The 16,102-nt window shown below is 36.4% G+C and carries 14 protein-coding genes; 4 read left to right on the top strand and 10 right to left on the bottom strand.

The window, feature by feature from the left end:
* Positions 1–23: 23 nt before the first annotated feature.
* Both LD272_RS10830 and LD272_RS10825 read right to left on the bottom strand, forming a co-directional pair.
* Positions 24–1,838 carry a cache domain-containing sensor histidine kinase gene (locus LD272_RS10830; protein ID WP_226036634.1) on the bottom strand — a complete coding sequence of 605 codons (1,815 nt, stop codon included), beginning with the start codon at positions 1,836–1,838 and terminating at the stop codon, positions 24–26.
* A gap of 4 nt (positions 1,839–1,842) precedes the next feature.
* The gene (locus LD272_RS10825) at positions 1,843–3,477 is read right to left on the bottom strand and encodes a response regulator (protein ID WP_226036633.1); all 1,635 of its coding nucleotides are present in this window, start codon (positions 3,475–3,477) and stop codon (positions 1,843–1,845) included.
* A 225-nt stretch (positions 3,478–3,702) separates the two neighbouring features.
* On the opposite strand from LD272_RS10825, the gene LD272_RS10820 reads away from it, so the two are divergent.
* The 3 genes from LD272_RS10820 (at position 3,703) to LD272_RS10810 (ending at position 6,951) form a co-directional block, all read left to right on the top strand.
* Positions 3,703–5,097, top strand: coding sequence for an ABC transporter substrate-binding protein (locus tag LD272_RS10820; RefSeq protein WP_226036632.1), 1,395 nt, complete (start codon positions 3,703–3,705; stop codon positions 5,095–5,097).
* A gap of 67 nt (positions 5,098–5,164) precedes the next feature.
* A complete protein-coding gene (locus LD272_RS10815; protein WP_226036631.1) occupies positions 5,165–6,061 on the top strand; it encodes a carbohydrate ABC transporter permease in 897 nt (298 codons plus the stop codon).
* A 17-nt stretch (positions 6,062–6,078) separates the two neighbouring features.
* Complete coding sequence (locus LD272_RS10810) at positions 6,079–6,951, top strand: carbohydrate ABC transporter permease (RefSeq protein ID WP_226036630.1); 873 nt, start codon at positions 6,079–6,081, stop codon at positions 6,949–6,951.
* 271 nt (positions 6,952–7,222) lie between these two features.
* On the opposite strand, the gene LD272_RS10805 is transcribed toward LD272_RS10810, so the two are convergent.
* From LD272_RS10805 to LD272_RS10775, 7 genes are all read right to left on the bottom strand, one after another.
* Positions 7,223–7,522: a hypothetical protein gene (locus tag LD272_RS10805; protein WP_226036629.1), complete on the bottom strand. Its 300-nt coding sequence runs from the start codon at positions 7,520–7,522 to the stop codon at positions 7,223–7,225.
* Positions 7,523–7,712: 190 nt separating this feature from the next.
* Positions 7,713–8,273 carry a DUF5673 domain-containing protein gene (locus LD272_RS10800; protein ID WP_226036628.1) on the bottom strand — a complete coding sequence of 187 codons (561 nt, stop codon included), beginning with the start codon at positions 8,271–8,273 and terminating at the stop codon, positions 7,713–7,715.
* A gap of 793 nt (positions 8,274–9,066) precedes the next feature.
* A complete protein-coding gene (locus LD272_RS10795) occupies positions 9,067–10,164 on the bottom strand; it encodes an ABC transporter permease (protein ID WP_226036627.1) in 1,098 nt (365 codons plus the stop codon).
* A complete protein-coding gene (locus LD272_RS10790; RefSeq protein WP_226036626.1) occupies positions 10,165–11,448 on the bottom strand; it encodes an ABC transporter permease in 1,284 nt (427 codons plus the stop codon). It lies immediately after the preceding gene.
* Positions 11,449–11,462: 14 nt separating this feature from the next.
* A complete protein-coding gene (locus LD272_RS10785) occupies positions 11,463–12,395 on the bottom strand; it encodes an ABC transporter ATP-binding protein (RefSeq protein WP_226036625.1) in 933 nt (310 codons plus the stop codon).
* Between the two features lie 301 nt (positions 12,396–12,696).
* Positions 12,697–13,332 carry a response regulator gene (locus LD272_RS10780; RefSeq protein WP_226036624.1) on the bottom strand — a complete coding sequence of 212 codons (636 nt, stop codon included), beginning with the start codon at positions 13,330–13,332 and terminating at the stop codon, positions 12,697–12,699.
* A 2-nt stretch (positions 13,333–13,334) separates the two neighbouring features.
* Complete coding sequence (locus LD272_RS10775; RefSeq protein ID WP_226036623.1) at positions 13,335–14,480, bottom strand: sensor histidine kinase; 1,146 nt, start codon at positions 14,478–14,480, stop codon at positions 13,335–13,337.
* Positions 14,481–14,714: 234 nt separating this feature from the next.
* On the opposite strand from LD272_RS10775, the gene LD272_RS10770 reads away from it, so the two are divergent.
* Positions 14,715–15,368, top strand: coding sequence for a spermine/spermidine synthase domain-containing protein (locus tag LD272_RS10770; protein WP_226036622.1), 654 nt, complete (start codon positions 14,715–14,717; stop codon positions 15,366–15,368).
* 35 nt (positions 15,369–15,403) lie between these two features.
* On the opposite strand, the gene LD272_RS10765 is transcribed toward LD272_RS10770, so the two are convergent.
* Positions 15,404–16,054 carry an SDR family oxidoreductase gene (locus LD272_RS10765; protein ID WP_226036621.1) on the bottom strand — a complete coding sequence of 217 codons (651 nt, stop codon included), beginning with the start codon at positions 16,052–16,054 and terminating at the stop codon, positions 15,404–15,406.
* Between the last annotated feature and the right edge of the window lie 48 nt (positions 16,055–16,102).

The raw sequence follows: 16,102 nt of genomic DNA, 5'->3' as shown, positions 1-16,102 counted from the left end.
AGGTTTTTGCCCCTTGTCTCAAGCTACCCTTTCTTTACAGGGATTCTGAGTGTTACAGTAGTTCCTTTGCCTATGGTACTTCTTATTTCAATTCCATATTGATTACCAAAATAGAATTTGATTTGATCATGTATATTCTTAATTCCGATATGCTCATCATTAAATGTATCCATTGATTGAGACAGATGTCTGTGTATTTCTTGCAATTGTTCTTCATTCATTCCAATCCCATTATCTCTAATGGAAATAATCATATCCTTATTCTTGATTTCTGTAGAAACCGTAATGATCCCAGGCCCACTCTTAATTTCTAGTCCATGGACGATGGCATTTTCAACAATAGGCTGAAGTGAGAAGTGTATGACTTCGATATCTTCACTACCCGGTGCTAGATTCTCCTCGTACTTAATCTTATTTCCAAATCTCATTTGTTGAACTTGAACATAAAGACGGGTATGAGAAAGCTCTTCCTTTAAAGAGACAATCTCCTTACCACTTTGAATATAACTTCGAAACAACAGTCCCAGTAAACCAATCATTTCACCAATGTCGTGTTGTTTATTAATTACAGCCTTCATTTGAATCGTTGAAAGTGAATTTGCTAAAAAGTGCGGGTTAATTTGGCTTTTAAGCGCACGGTAATGTGCTACTTTTTGTTTTGCTTTCAAATCGGATGACCTCTCAATATAATTTTGGATATCGGCAACCATTTCTTGAATTCCGGTATAAAGTAAGCCGAATTCATCTTGTCGATTACTAGTTAAATTTACATTGAATTTTCCTTTTCCTATTAACTCTACTTGCTTACTTAAAGAAATAACTGGCTTGGTCACCCGAGAATATAAAATATACATAAATAAGACTGCTATACCTAATGATATAAAAGCAAATCCTAATATTATTTCTCTCAATATATCTGCTTGTTTCGTCATTTCTTTTTCATCTATGTATTGAACAACTGTCCAATCTGAATATGGTGATGTCACATAATTTATAAAAGAGTTCACACCGTCTATTGGTCCAAAATAGCTTCCTGATTCATTTTCTAAGGACGCTAAAAGCGATTGATTATGAGGTTTCAACGACATCGATTCATTAAGATGGCTAGAACTAGTTGCGTAAATGACATTCCCATTTTTATCAAGAATAACAAAGTTTCGGTTGCTATTCTCTGAAAAAGTTAATATCTCTCGCAAAGAATCTAACCGAATATCAATAAGCAAGACACCTAAGGATTCTTTAGTTCCACTTTTATTAATAACTCTTGCAATTGAAATAACTGGTTGACTAGAACTAGCTCGATGAAATGGTTGATGCGTACCAATTATGGAAATGCTACCTTGTTCCTTGAGTGTTTGTTGGTACCACTTTTCATGAATGACATCCGTAATATCATTTGTTTCCCTATCAGAAATAGTAGAATAAAAGACACGATTTCCCACGTAGATTTGTACACTATCTACATTTTTTATAGTTACTTCAATTGTACTAATGAAATTTTCAATCGCTTTCTCATATAAAATACTCTCATAAAGTACTGGTTCCTTCTCATTTCCAGACCAATTCTCCAAGGCTGTATGAAGCTGACCATCCATTTGTGCAGTAAGTGTCCCCATTTCTATGCTTTGAAGGTACTGGTCGATATTAAACGATAAATTATTAAGAAGAAGTTGTGAGCTATTTTGATATTCATTTTTTACCGTTTGCACCGAGTAAATATAAATGATTATAGATATCACCAAAAGTGGAATTGTAATGCAGATAATTGTAAGAAAAAATATCTGGTGATTTAAGCGTTTGAATGGAAATATTTTTTTCGGCCACCCTATTTTACTCATTTAATTACATCCTTAATTGTTTTCTGTATTCCGTTGGAGTTAAATGCGTGACACTTTTAAATAATTTCACAAAATGCTTATAATTTTTGTAGCCAGACATTTCACAAACCTCACTAATTGAATGGTTAGGATCTTCTAAGCATTGTTGTGCATAATCGATTCTAACCTCAGTAACAAAAGTCAGATAGTTTTTATCTAGTTTAGTTTTGAAAAGTCGACTTAAATAAGATGGATTGTAAAAAAAGTGTTCCGCTACTATATTAAGCGTTAAATACTGGTCTATATTCTGTATAATAAATGATCTAATTTCATCAAAGAGTTTATTTTCTTGAGAGTCATCATCGTTCGCTTTATTTAAATATTGTAGACTCAGTTGGCCCATCCAAGAAGCAAACCAATCAAAAAGATCCTCAATAAATACAAAGTCATCCACACACTCTAGCGTAAGTAACTTGTCATGGTACACTCCATCTATTGCCATGTTGTTTTGATTAGCAAACTGTAAAACGATGGTGATGATCTCATGTAAATAAGCGAACAATTTTTCAGAAGATTGATAGGGAAGTTTTTTGGTTAAGTCTTTCATCAATTGATTCATTTGCTGAAAATCACCATTTTGCAAATAGGTACGAATTAAATTTTTGTCTCTGTTTTCTAGTTGAACCATCATTTCATTTCCGATATCATTGTTTTTTTCTGTTAATGACTTAAAGAAAACATGTCGGTGCTTTTCAAAGAATCGTCGATATAAGGCTTGTTTTGTTGTTTGAAATGAGTTTTTAACTTTCAAAAGGGTGGCTACTGGGTCCCCCACAGCCAAAAATAAGGTAGAGTGATGTTGATTGCTTATACGCTTTAGCATGTTGTTTAACTCTTGTTCAATAGCTCTATCGGCTACTACCTGATTGTTAGCAGGATAAACAACACAGGCATAAAGCTTTCGTTTGTGAAAATAAGTAAGTATGATCGGCTTAGTTTTTGTCTGAAACATGAACTCAATTGAGTCTGAAATAATGTTTTTCGCATTTTGTCTCCACCAAACTCTTATTTGATTGGGTGAAGAGAAATCAGATGGGATACACGTTAGTACGAACGTTCGATATAAGTAGTCACTACCCCTTAAATTGTAAAGGCTTACAATTGATTGTTCATCAACACTGTCTTCTTCTACTAAGACCTTTATTAATTGACTCGCTCTGTAATCTAAATTTTGTTTCGATTCTAGCTCTAGTTTCGATCGATTTTTTAAGTCGTGACGTTGATCATCAATTTTTTTAATACAATTTACAATAGTTTTATATCCCTCATCATATTGTAAAGGTTTAAGTAGATAATCATATACGCCACCATAACCAATAGCTTTTTGAGCATAACTAAATTCGTTGTATCCAGTTAATATAACGAAAATCGTATTAGGGAGTTTTGGTCTAAGCTGTTTTATCATCTCAAGCCCATCTAATTCAGGCATACGAATATCAGTAATAATTATATCAGGTTGTTCCTGGAGAGCTATCTGAATTCCGATTTTCCCATTTTCAGCATCAAAGATTTGCTTTATCCCTAGCTCCTCCCAATTGAAATACTGTTTTAACCCTTCCCTTACGATAGGTTCATCTTCAGCAATCATCAACTTATACATTTAATTCTCTCCTAAATTACTACTTCTTTTTTTACATTATATACCATAAAAACAATAAATTCATAGACTGATGGATTAATAGTTAGTTACTACTTTTTATAAAGGTAAGAAATGCACCCCAAATGTAAAGTATACTGGATTGTAATGTCACTATTAAAAATATATTCTTTAATCAGGAGATGAAAACGCTTTAATTTTTGTTTCCAATAACACGGGGGTGAAATGATGGACTTATTTAAGAAGAAAGGGTTTTTATTGTTTGTTATTCTTATTGCTTTTTCACTATTATTTAGTGCATGTAGCGATGGAGCAGAGGAAACTGAGGGGAATGCTTCCTCTGATGATTCGCCATCAAGTGATACACCAAGCGAGAAAGAAGAGAATGAGGAAGAAGAGGTGGAAGTTACATGGTGGACCTTCCCGAACTTCCAAGCACTAGATGGAGAACTTGGGAAATATGAGGAACAAATAATTACTGCGTTTAATGAAAAGCACCCGAACATTAAAGTCAATCTTGAAATGATAAGTTTTGAAGGTGGACCAGAAAAGCTGAATTTGGCAATTGCTTCTGATACAGCACCAGACATAATTTATGATGCACCTGGAAGAATTATTGACTGGGGTAAAAAGGATTTACTCGCTCCATTAAATGATATGATGCCGGAAGAAGTAGTAAATGACATTTCACCCGCATTAATGAAACAATCCATGGTTGGCGATCAAATCTATATGTATCCTTTTAATACAGGACCGTTCATGATGGCGGTAAACAAGACATTGTTTGAAGAAATTGGTGCGTTAGATTTATTACCATTAGATCGTGAAGACAGAACTTGGACTGTTGAAGAATATGAAACCGCTTTACGTGCAGTCAAAGAGAAAGCACAAGATGTTATTCCAACTGGTTTCTATGCAAAAAGTACTGCAGGTGACCAAGGAACACGAGGTTACGTTACTAATCTAGGTGCTAGTAGATTTTTGTCAGAAGATTATAGTGAAGTTGCTATTAACTCAGAAGGTGGAGTTGAGGCACTTGAATGGATCGTACAAGCGTCTGAAGAAGAACTGATTGCACCAGGCTCTGCTTCACTTGATGCCGGAGATCATAATGACTTATTCTTACAGGGTAAATCGGCATTTGCGATTAACTATTCTGTAGTTCTAAAACAATTATTTGCTCCAGACAAAACAGAAGATTTTGAAGATGTACTATTACCATATCCAACTCCAGACGGCTCAGATCCTCAGCTTGAACCATTTATTGGCGGATTGGCAGTGTTCAATAATGGAGATGAAGCTAGAATTGAAGCATCTAAAACATTTGTAGATTTTGTGATCAACGATCCTGAATGGGGCGAGAAAAACCTAAAACAAACTGGTGGTTTATCTGCAAGAAACTCAATAACTGGTATCTATGAAGGATCTGAATATGAATATTCAGAGCTAGCTCGTAAATTTATTACCGATCCTCCAACCATTGCAGATGGTTACGCAGAAATTCGTACGTATTGGTTCCCGGCATTACAACAAGCTGTTCTAGGATCTAAAACTCCTCAAGAAGCTTTAGACGAATTTGCCGAGAAAGCAAATCAAGCAATAAAAGATGGCCAAGAAGACTAAATAATGAATTATTTGGGAGTAGCTTGATTATTCGCTACTCCCTTCTATAAGCGAAAGGAGGGGGAAAATGTCTACACTGCCAGTGAAGACTAAGAGATATATCAATAAAGACTGGTTAATGAGCTACCTGTTTTTATTGCCAGCACTAACATTTTTCCTTATTTTTGTTCTATTTCCAATGTTGAAGGGGATATATATAAGCCTTTATGATTACGATATTTCTAGTTTTACGTTTAATGGATTGGAAAACTACTCAACATTACTTCATGATGAAACCTTCCATAAAGCAATGTTGAATACACTTTTAATAGTAATCGTTGCCGTGCCAATAGTTATCGCTTTTTCAATTTTTGTAGCAATGGCAATCTATAAAAAAAGCGAGTTTTCTCGGTCATTTTATAGAGGCGTGTTCTACTTACCTGCGGTTACTTCTGTCGTAAGTGTTACAGTTGTTTGGGGTTGGATCTATCACCCAAATTACGGAATACTTAACTACCTTACCGGTGCAGTTGGAGCGGAGCCTATTTCTTGGCTAGGAGATCCTAGAACGGCATTAATGGCAATTACTGTTATATTAATTACAACTTCAGTGGGACAACCGATTATCCTTTATGTCGCCTCATTAGGTAATATTCCCACAACTTATATTGAAGCAGCACAGCTAGATCGAGCAACACCAGGTCAAATTTTCAGAAAGATCATTTGGCCATTACTAATGCCTACAAACTTATATGTAATTGTAATTACGACTATTAATTCATTCCAAATTTTTGCATTGATTCAACTCCTTACCTCTGGTGGTCCAAATTATGCTACATCGACCGTCATGTATCGAGTCTATGAGCAAGCTTTTCTTCTAGGTGACTTTGGATTAGCTTCTTCGATGGGTGTCGTTCTTGCTATTATCATTGGAGTTATTTCTATCGTTCAATTTAAATACTTTGGTAGTGATGTCGAGTACTAGGGAAGAGGGGAAAAGTCTTGAAAACAAGTCCTAAAATTAATACACAAGTAAAAATTAGTAGACAAAGGAAAAAAAAGAAAATAACGCCTACGAAAATAATAACAAATGTGATTTTGGCTTTGGCTGCTTTATTTTTTATTTTTCCATTTTATTGGATTGTTACAGGCGCATTTAAAGCACAAGTAGTTGCAACAGCAATACCGCCTACATGGTTTCCACTTGAACCTATCATTGATAACTGGATTACATTGTTAAATAATCCGGTTTTACGCTGGACCTTTAACAGTTTCTTTATCGCAAGTAGTGAGATGATTGGTGTATGTTTAGTTAGCTCACTAGCCGGGTTTGTACTTGCTAAAAAGAGATTCCCTGGCCGTAAATTTATTTTTGTTATGTTTGTGGCAGCGATGGCATTACCAAAACAAGTAATTCTTGTTCCTTTGTTTACAATGCTAGCTGATTTTGGTTGGATAGATACTTACAAAGGCTTAATTCTTCCTGCAATTGGTTGGCCGTTTGGTGTGTTTTTAATGAAACAATTCTCTCAAACGATACCAACCGAACTGCTAGAAGCTGCGAGAATTGATGGTAGTAGTGAAATACGCACATTTATTCACATCGTTTTACCTTTACTTAAACCGGCTATCGGTGCTTTGGCAATTTTCACGTTTATGTTAAGCTGGAATGATTATTTCAGTCAGCTTGTCATTACTCGTTCCACTGAAATGATGACACTTCCTCTTGGTGTTGCAACAATGCAGGGCGAATATAAGACAGATTATGGTGTTATGATGGCGGGTGCAACATTAGCTTCGGTTCCAATGATTGTGATCTTCTTACTATTCCAAAAGTCATTTACCCAAGGTATTACAATGGGTGCAATTAAATAGAAGGCAAAAGTATACTTGTTATACTTCGATTAAAATTAAGGAATACTGTATAGCCTTACTCCGCTATGTTTTATAAGCAGAGTAAGGCTATTTTCAAATAATAACGATTATTTAATTGTAGATGATCATACGTGCTAATTTAAGATCGTAAGTGCTAATGCCGGAACATTTATTCAAAAAAAGTTGTTAGTTTCCTGCAAATTTATTTACTATTACATTGATTTAAATACTTAGGAAAAGGACATATCCCTTTGAAATTTGTCCCTCACAATCATTTTATATTTTTATGAGTTAAGTTAGCATTATCTAATTTTAACTTATCAATATATTGCTTTCCTTCTATTAATGAAAGACCTAACGTTTCTCTTGCTTTTTTAACTGCTTTTACATCTTTATCGTCCCTTATTAGCATACGTAAATCGTCATTTATTGGGTTTTCAGACATCCCCGATTGTTTTACTAATTGGGCTAATGTATATTGCATACCTTTTATACGACCTTCTAATGAATCCACCTTAACTAATAAATAGATTACTATAAGAAAAGATATGCTTATGAGCGTGTATTCCAATTTATTACTTCCCCCTTAAAAGTTTATGCCTTTCTAAAAATGGGCTGTTTGTTAAGAACATGTCAGGTTGCGCCATTTTCGTGTAAAACATTTCTACTGAGTGACTCTCCTTGTTAACTCTTCTGCTACGGCTGTTTAATTGTTAGTTATTTTACATGACATGTTTAATGGTTTTGTTAGGTAAATGAATTTATTTTTTGATATGCTCCTGTAAAATTTCATCTAGTCTATCTTTCATATCATCCGTTGTTATAACACAACTAACTGTGTTTAATTTTGACTTAATTTTTAATTCATAGCCATTATTAGCCTCTTTTGAAAAGCCATAATATTTATGTGTGAGATCAATAGCTATAAATGAATATGATTTTATTTTGCCCCAAGGTATAAAGCGACCTCCGCACAGTACACCGTCTTCTGTAAATGCAAATTGATATAGGAGATCATACACATAAGTTAAGGGCAGGAATATTAGTAGGTATAATGACCAATCTAGTTCATTTGAAAAAAAGCCAACGAAGAGCATTCCCAATGCAAATAAAAGCATTAGCGAGTAAATAATAATTCCCACTTTTTGTTTTGAATATGTAGGGAAATCAACTGGTTTTTCTGGATGTTTTCTAATCACCGCAATTTCTTCTACTGTTGTCGGTAATATAATTTTTCTATTCATTTGAATCAAAACTTGAACAAACTTGTAAAGATAATAGCAAATAACGATTAAAAATAATATATCAATCAACAACCTCAAAATCTAAGCACCACCTTCACTTCAAACTTCCAATTTATACAGAACAAAGTACTAGTATCTTATAGACTTTTGTTTCTTTCCAAGTCCAATCTATACTTTAATACGAAATACCCCTTTGAAACGTTTCATCCTTTATTACCTATGTAAGTTCAAAACGTAACTCTATATTTATATTTGAATTCTTTCGAAGCAAATGGCACGCATTACTCCGGCTGAATGAGAATAAATACCTGACGAATGGGCATTCCTTCGGCTGGATGAGAATAAATACCTGACGAATGCGCATTGCTCCGGCTGAATGAGAATAAATACCTGAAGAATGCGCATTACTCCGGCTGAATGAGAATAAATCCCTGACGAATGCGCATTCCTTCGGCTGGATGAGAATAAATCCCTGAGAAATGCGCATTACTCCGGCTGAATGAGAATAAATACCTGACGAATGCGCATTACTTCGGCTGAATGGGAATAAATCCCTGAGAAATGCGCATTGCTCCGGCTGAATGAGAATAAATCCCTGAGAAATGCGCATTACTTCGGTTGAATGAGAATAAATCCCTGAGAAATGCGCATTCCTTCGGCTGAATGGGAATAAATCCCTGAGAAATGCGCATTACTCCGGCTGAATGAGAATAAATCCCTGAGAAATGCGCATTCCTTCGGCTGAATGAGAATAAATACCTGACGAATGCGCATTCCTTCGGCTGAATGAGAATAAATCCCTAACGAATGCGCATTGCTCCGGCTGAATGAGAATAAATCCCTGAAGAATGCGCATTCCAGGAACTGCTCCCTAAACCTTTCTTTCTATTAAGTTAATTCCAATTCCCATACATAGTACACCGAACAAAATCATAATCGACAACGGTTCCGCCAACGATAGAATGCCTTGGTCGTAAATAGCGATATCTTTCAATGCTTCCATTCCGTAGGTGATTGGGAGTAATTTTGAGATAGCTAGAATGACCTGGTTGCTAACAGCCTCCATTGGCCAGTATGCTCCGCCTAGCATTGCCATACTGACAGATACAATTGGTACTAATGCATTTAGTTGTTCCAAACTTTTGACAAGGCCAAGCATCAGCATCCCTAGTGCAACGATTGAAAATGTAAAACATGCCACCGTCACGATAACTGCTGGAAAATTGCTTCCTATATCGTAATTAAAGACGTAATTAAAAAATATAAAAACAACTAAAATCTGTAAAAAACCAATCATAAATGCATAGGATAAGTGGCCAAGATACACTTGCCATTTACTAACCGGTGATAAAATGACTCGATTCCATGTACCTGTTCGTTTTTCTTCAGCTAATTTTCCCAAGCTGAAAATAATCGTGTAGATGGAGAAAAATAGAGTCATTCCAAATAAAGATTGCTTTTGTAGGTCAAAACCACCAGATCCTCCTTCTGATGTGACACTAGTTAACGCAATCGGTCCATTTGCTAGATAACGATCCACCTTATCTCGAAAATCCGGGTCATTAACACCAGCTTCTACCTCTTGAATCCGTAATTCATTAGCATAGATTTGATGAACATAGTTATCAACGAGCATTTGATTTAGGTTATCCGTTGCAATTAACATTTGGTAATTAGAATCCATTGCTTTGACTGCATAAGGGATATCTCCGAGTGCAACCTGTTTCTTTGCTGTTGATGGTTCGGTTTCTGTAAACGAAAAGGAGTCAGATTCATTTAGTTCGTCTAGCAATAATGCTTGTTTCTCAACATTTACCGATGCATCAAAGTAGATTGGTACGTCAATCCGTTCTCCACCACCGAACCCACCAATTAAGAAGACAAATCCAAATGTCATCGCGAACATCGATAGAATTAAGCCCGGTTCCCGTCGTAGCCTTTGTAGTTGAAGTAAAATAATTGTTCTCATTTAAATCGCCTTCCTTTTTGAAAAGAATAACAGGCTAACTACAAATATAATGACCGTCATCGCCAACATCCGCCCTATTAATGGCTTAAGGTATTCGGTCCCTAACCCTTGCGACCATTGCAAAATAGCATTAAGTGTCATCCCGTTTGGTGTCCAGCTTCCTAGTGTGTCAAACAAATCGGGCATAGTTGATACTGGGAAAAAACTACCGCCAACTAACGATAGAATCATGACAATTCCACCTGCAAAGATACCAGGAACTGCAGCGCTTTTGAACTTTAAGGTGATTGAAGTTAACAATGCAGCTAAAGCTCCAACACAAATGGAATAAAAGAAGAAAATTACTAGCATTCCAAACCAAAAATCTAATGACTTTTCGGAAAAAGCTTGCAATACGAATCGAGCGATCAAAAACATAATCATTCCTTGAACAAATACAATGATGGCAGTTGAAAGTGCTTTGCCTGATAAATATAGAAATGGGTGTTTTCCAGATAACAAAATTCGGTCGAATACATGTTGGTAAGTTTCAACATAGGCTTTTGAGGCGATTGTTGACGCTACAAATAGAGCAAACATAACTGCGATACCAATTGTGTAGTATTCCATTGATGTAACTGGCGCTTGGTTTGTTGCAGATATTTGTCCACCAAGTTCAGATCTGTTGACTTCAGACTCGGTCATAGCGGACACATCTGTTCTTTTTGCTGCTTGAGCAATTGCTGTTTCCAGATTTAACGTTTTTACAAAGTTATCTATGATATCGTGAAAGACACCCGCTGATAACGATTCATGTGTGCCTTCTACAACTTTAAGTTCCGCTTTCTCTCCCTGTTCTAGTAACATGTTAGTTAGTGATTGGTAAGTAAAGTCTTCTGAGACGATTAGGAACGCAACAATATCTTCTTGTTCCAACGCGTCTTCTGCTGCTGCCTGGTCTAAATCATGCATCTGAAACAATTCACTGACGTCTTCACTCTGAAAAACCTCTTTTAACATTGTACTTGGTTCGATTGACATTACTGCTTCATTTAGTTCCGTTTTTGCTTGATCTGGGATTGGCAATTGACTAACATCTTCGAGGAACTGCTCCACACCTTGCTCCGCATTATTTTCGTCAACGATAGCAACCTCGATAGCTGATTCTGAATATCCCCCACCAAACATACCCTTTAAAGCAAATCCTAAAATAATTGTTAGTATAATAGGCATTAACAATAAGACTATTAACTCTGTTCGATCTCGCAAAAGAACGAGTACATCCTTTTTCAAAAAAGATAACATCCCAAGGTCACCTCCTAATCTCTCAATTTACGACCCGTTAAATGTAAAAAGACATCTTCCAGTGTTGGCACTTGCACATTTACACTGACCATTTGTGCCTTATGTTTGTCTGCAACTCGAAAAACCTTTCCTAATAATCTACTATTTTTAGGAACAATCAGCTTCATTCCTTTATCGGTTTCAACCACGCGTAATACCTCTTCGATTTTTTCTAATTCTAATGTAAGCTCTGGATACGGGCGGTCTAGTTCGATTAGGATTGTTTCCTCACTTGAGAGGATACTTGTTAGCTCCTGCTTTGTTCCTGATGCAATTATTCTTCCGTTGTCCATGATATAAATTCGATCACAGAGGCGTTCGACCTCTTCCATGTAATGACTTGTATATAAAACCGTCATACCTTTTTCATGATTTAACCTTCGAACCATTTCCAAAATATAGTTGCGAGATTGTGGATCAATCCCTACCGTTGGTTCATCCATAATAATAACCTCAGGTTCATGTAAAAGGGCAACAGCAATATTGATGCGACGTTGCATACCACCGGAATAATTTTTAACAAGGTCGTTTTTTCGTTCCGTTAATCCTACCATTTCCAGCACATGAGCAATTTCATTCTCTAATTTTTTCCCTTTAAGACCATATATTTTCCCGAAAAACTTTAAATTTTCATGGGCAGTAAGCTCTTTATATAATGCTATTTCTTGCGGGACAACACCTAGGTGTAACCGTATTACGCTTGGATCTTCAACAATACTTTTGCCGTGCCAAGTTACATCACCCATTGTTGGCTTAATAAGTGAAGACATCATCGAAATCGTTGTTGATTTACCAGCCCCGTTTGGACCGAGTAATCCAACTGCTTCTCCTTTTTCCAAATACAAATTAACATCGTCAACAGCTACTTGCTTTTTAAACGTTTTTCTTAAATTTGTCGTTTCCAGCACTGTACTTTCCTCCCATTCGATTGAATAATAGTTTTATAGAATTTTTTTTTAAAACTTGATTATAAGGACACTAAATTTTTTCTTCCTTATCAGTATAAGAAAAAGGAGACAGTCTGAATACTGTCTCCCGTCATATAAAAAGATAAAAACCATGACTTTAGTCATTTAATTTTCACTTTACATTTCAAAAATACCCATTTACCGCCATATCTTAACAAACATATAGTTGGATTGAACCTTTTTTCAATGATATGTTGTTGAAAAATGGCTTGGTATTGCAATTATGAAATTGACTCGCTTGTTAAACAAAATGTTTTCTGATTGCAAATATGGCGAGTTGTGTGCGATCACGGAGATTTAGTTTATCGAGTAATTGACTAATATGATTTTTCACTGTCCCTACTGATAGCGCCAACTCTACTGAAATTTCTTTATTACTTCTTCCTTCACCAATTCGCTTTAAAATATCGAGCTCTCTCGGAGTTAGACGATAATCGATTTGCGGTTGGTCTTTAACAGCATTTAGTAATCGTGGAACAACTTTCGCAGCTACTTCTCCTTGTAGTTGAATACCCCCAGCCAAACAGCTTTTAATTGACTGTATTAACGTCTGTGCATTGGCATCCTTTAGCATATAACCATGAGCTCCAATCCGTAACGCTTCCATCGCATATTCGTCATCATTAAACGTTGTTAACATGAGAATCTTTATGTGCGGCCATCTGTTTCGAATAACTCTTGCTGCTTCTAACCCATTGACTTCTGGCATACGGATATCTAAAACAGCAATATCAAAGGCTTGTTTTTCACATAAAGCAATAGCAACTTTTCCATTTTTCGCCTCACCTGTTACTTGCAGCTCCTTGTCCGTCTCCATCATCATTTTCAGACCTTGTGCAACAAGCGCTTGATCTTCCGCTACTAATATTCGTATCATGCCTAAGCCCCTTCCTTTTGAACTACTGGGAATGTACCACGTAAAATAAATGCATTTTTATATACTAAAATTTCTAACGTACCACCTGCTTGTATGACCCGTTCCTTCATAGAACTTAATCCGTAACCTTCTCTATAGGTAAAGTCAGATTCGATTGAGTTGGACACTTCAAACCGAAAGATGCTCTCTCCAGGAGATTCGAATAATATAGATGCTTCTTTAGAGGTGCTATGGCGCATCACATTTGTTAAGGCCTCTTGAATAGCACGATAAACCGCAATAATTTGTTCAGAAGGAAGTTGAACAGAAAAAGCACGATTTTTTACTGAAAAATGGATTCGAATAAACCTTTCTGCTTCCAGCTTTCGGATTAAGCTAATAATAGCAGGAATACCGCCAATTTCCTCTTGTTTCAGCGCTTTTACTGCTCTACGGGTTTCTTCCAGACTTTCTGTAGTCAACTGTTTCAGCAATTCTATTTGGTGTTTGGAAATATCATCTGCTTGTATCCTTGCTACCTCCAATTGCATTAACAAGTTTGTTAGCTTATGCCCGACACTATCATGAATTTCCCGACCAATTTGTGTCCGCTCCTCTTGTCTTGCTAGTTTTTCACCTGAAATTGACTTCCGTTTCACAGTTCGATATTCATGTAATAGCGTACGATATTGGATTTTTAATTCTGTTAATTGATGATAATAGCTATGAAATTTATAAAGAGCAAATGCCAAAATACTTATGTAAAAGAATAAAAATGCGATTGTAAAGGCGCTATTTCCTACTATCGTAGGCAGTAACAAACTAGCTAGGATAACAATCCCAACAAAAAGGGCATAATGATGTGGTAATCGAAACGTTGCCTCTCCTGCTAGATAGGCATATAGCAACAAAACATAATAGTTTGCTAGCGTTTCCTCAATCGGCCAAAAGACGCCCATTATGATCAACGTGGCGCTAACCAATACGAATATCTGAACAATCAACTGTTTATGAAAAAGTGGCAAAATGAAATACAAGGAGAAAAACATCGCACTGCCTAACCAATATAATGAAGAAACCTCTGATATTCCCCCAAACTGATGACTTAAACCAAAGCCCCATATCCCAATTAATAGAGCCAAGCATAACCAATACGTATGACGATACATTAGATCCCCCACCAAAATAATTATTACTCTTAATATATCATACGAAAAGGTCAACGGCAGGCATTGGAATTAAAATATTTAGTGCTACAACCATATTAGTTTGATACCTAAATTCTAAAAAAAGAGAAAAATCAGGTGCACTTTACTCCATGAAAATTGCAATCTATGATAAAATTATCACAATATACAAACAATTTCGTGTTTTTCACATTAACGATGGGGAGGAGTGCTACTATGTATGTTTCTCCGACAGTGATTGATTGTACAACCACACCTAGAGGAGAAATTCAATTACAACAACGAGGCAATGAATACGAGGTAATTAGTAATGGTACCTTTTTAATGGCAACGTATAACGGCGATTCCGAAAGGCTACTTGTCAAAGCTGCTATTGAAGAAAAAGCGGAAGCTGAAAGTGTGTTAATTGGTGGCCTAGGTGTTGGACTGTCTCTAGCTGAAGCACTGTCTTTTTCTAGTATTAAGGAAGCCACTGTTATCGAAATTGAAGAGAGTATCATCGAATGGAATAAAACCTATCTATCAAAATATTCTTCAAACAGTTTAATAGATCCGCGTACAAAGATTGTTCACGCTGATTTTACCGAATGGATGTATCGAACCCAAGACAAATTTGACGTCATCTGCTTAGATATTGATAACGGCCCTGATTGGACTGTCGTTGACTCTAATGGTGCACTCTACCAGGAGGACAGCCTTCGTACGTTAGCTTCCCTTTTAACCGAAAAAGGCGTTATTTCCTTTTGGAGTGCATCTTCATCACCAAGCTTTGCAGCAAAATTAAAGCAACTATTTAAACACGTTACCGAATTAAAAGTTCCTGTCGAGCGCGGTGAACCGGATTACATTTATATGGCACACGACAAATAAATGAGACAGGGTGAAGATCCCTGTCCCTCTTGTGTCTAGATTGATTTTACTGCTTCTTTTATGGGTGTGTTTCCGGTCACTATTTGAAATTCTTTGCCGACCGTCGACTGATTTTCTAAACAATTAACGATAACGCTCGCTACATCATCTCGTGGGATTTTTCCTCTTTCCACTTCAGGAGCAGCTTGCACTTGACCTGTTCCTTTATCGTTGGTAAGTCCCCCAGGATGGATAATCGTATAATCCAAATCCGTTGATTTTAACCACTCATCAGCATAATGCTTTGCTGCCACATATGGAGCAAACGATTCAGGTGCAGCTTGGATTGCTTCACGTCTCGTGTCAAACGAACTAATCATGACAAATCGCTTCACACCAGCAGCTTTTGCTGCCTCGATTGTTTTAACAGCACCATCTAGATCAATCATAATCGTTTTATCTTTTCCAGTATGTGGTCCCGAACCAGCTGTAAATACGATTGCATCTACTCCGTCAGCCGCTTTTGCAATCGTTTCAATATCATCTTCTAGATCAACAACTGCTGTTTCTGCACCTAAACTTTCAAAAAATGAAGCTTGCTCCTTGTTACGGATCATTGCTTTTGCTTCAAGGCTATCACTATCCTGAATGAATGAAACAAGATGTTTTCCAATTTGACCATTTGCGCCAACTACAAGTACCTTCAATTTCTCCACCCTTTCTAGCTATTTTAATAGGACACACAAATTACAAAC

This window comes from Aquibacillus saliphilus (assembly GCF_020404745.1).
GTDB lineage: Bacteria > Bacillota > Bacilli > Bacillales > Amphibacillaceae > Aquibacillus > Aquibacillus saliphilus.
Note: the sequence above shows the minus strand (reverse complement) of the source record. Positions and strands in the feature narration are given on the sequence as shown.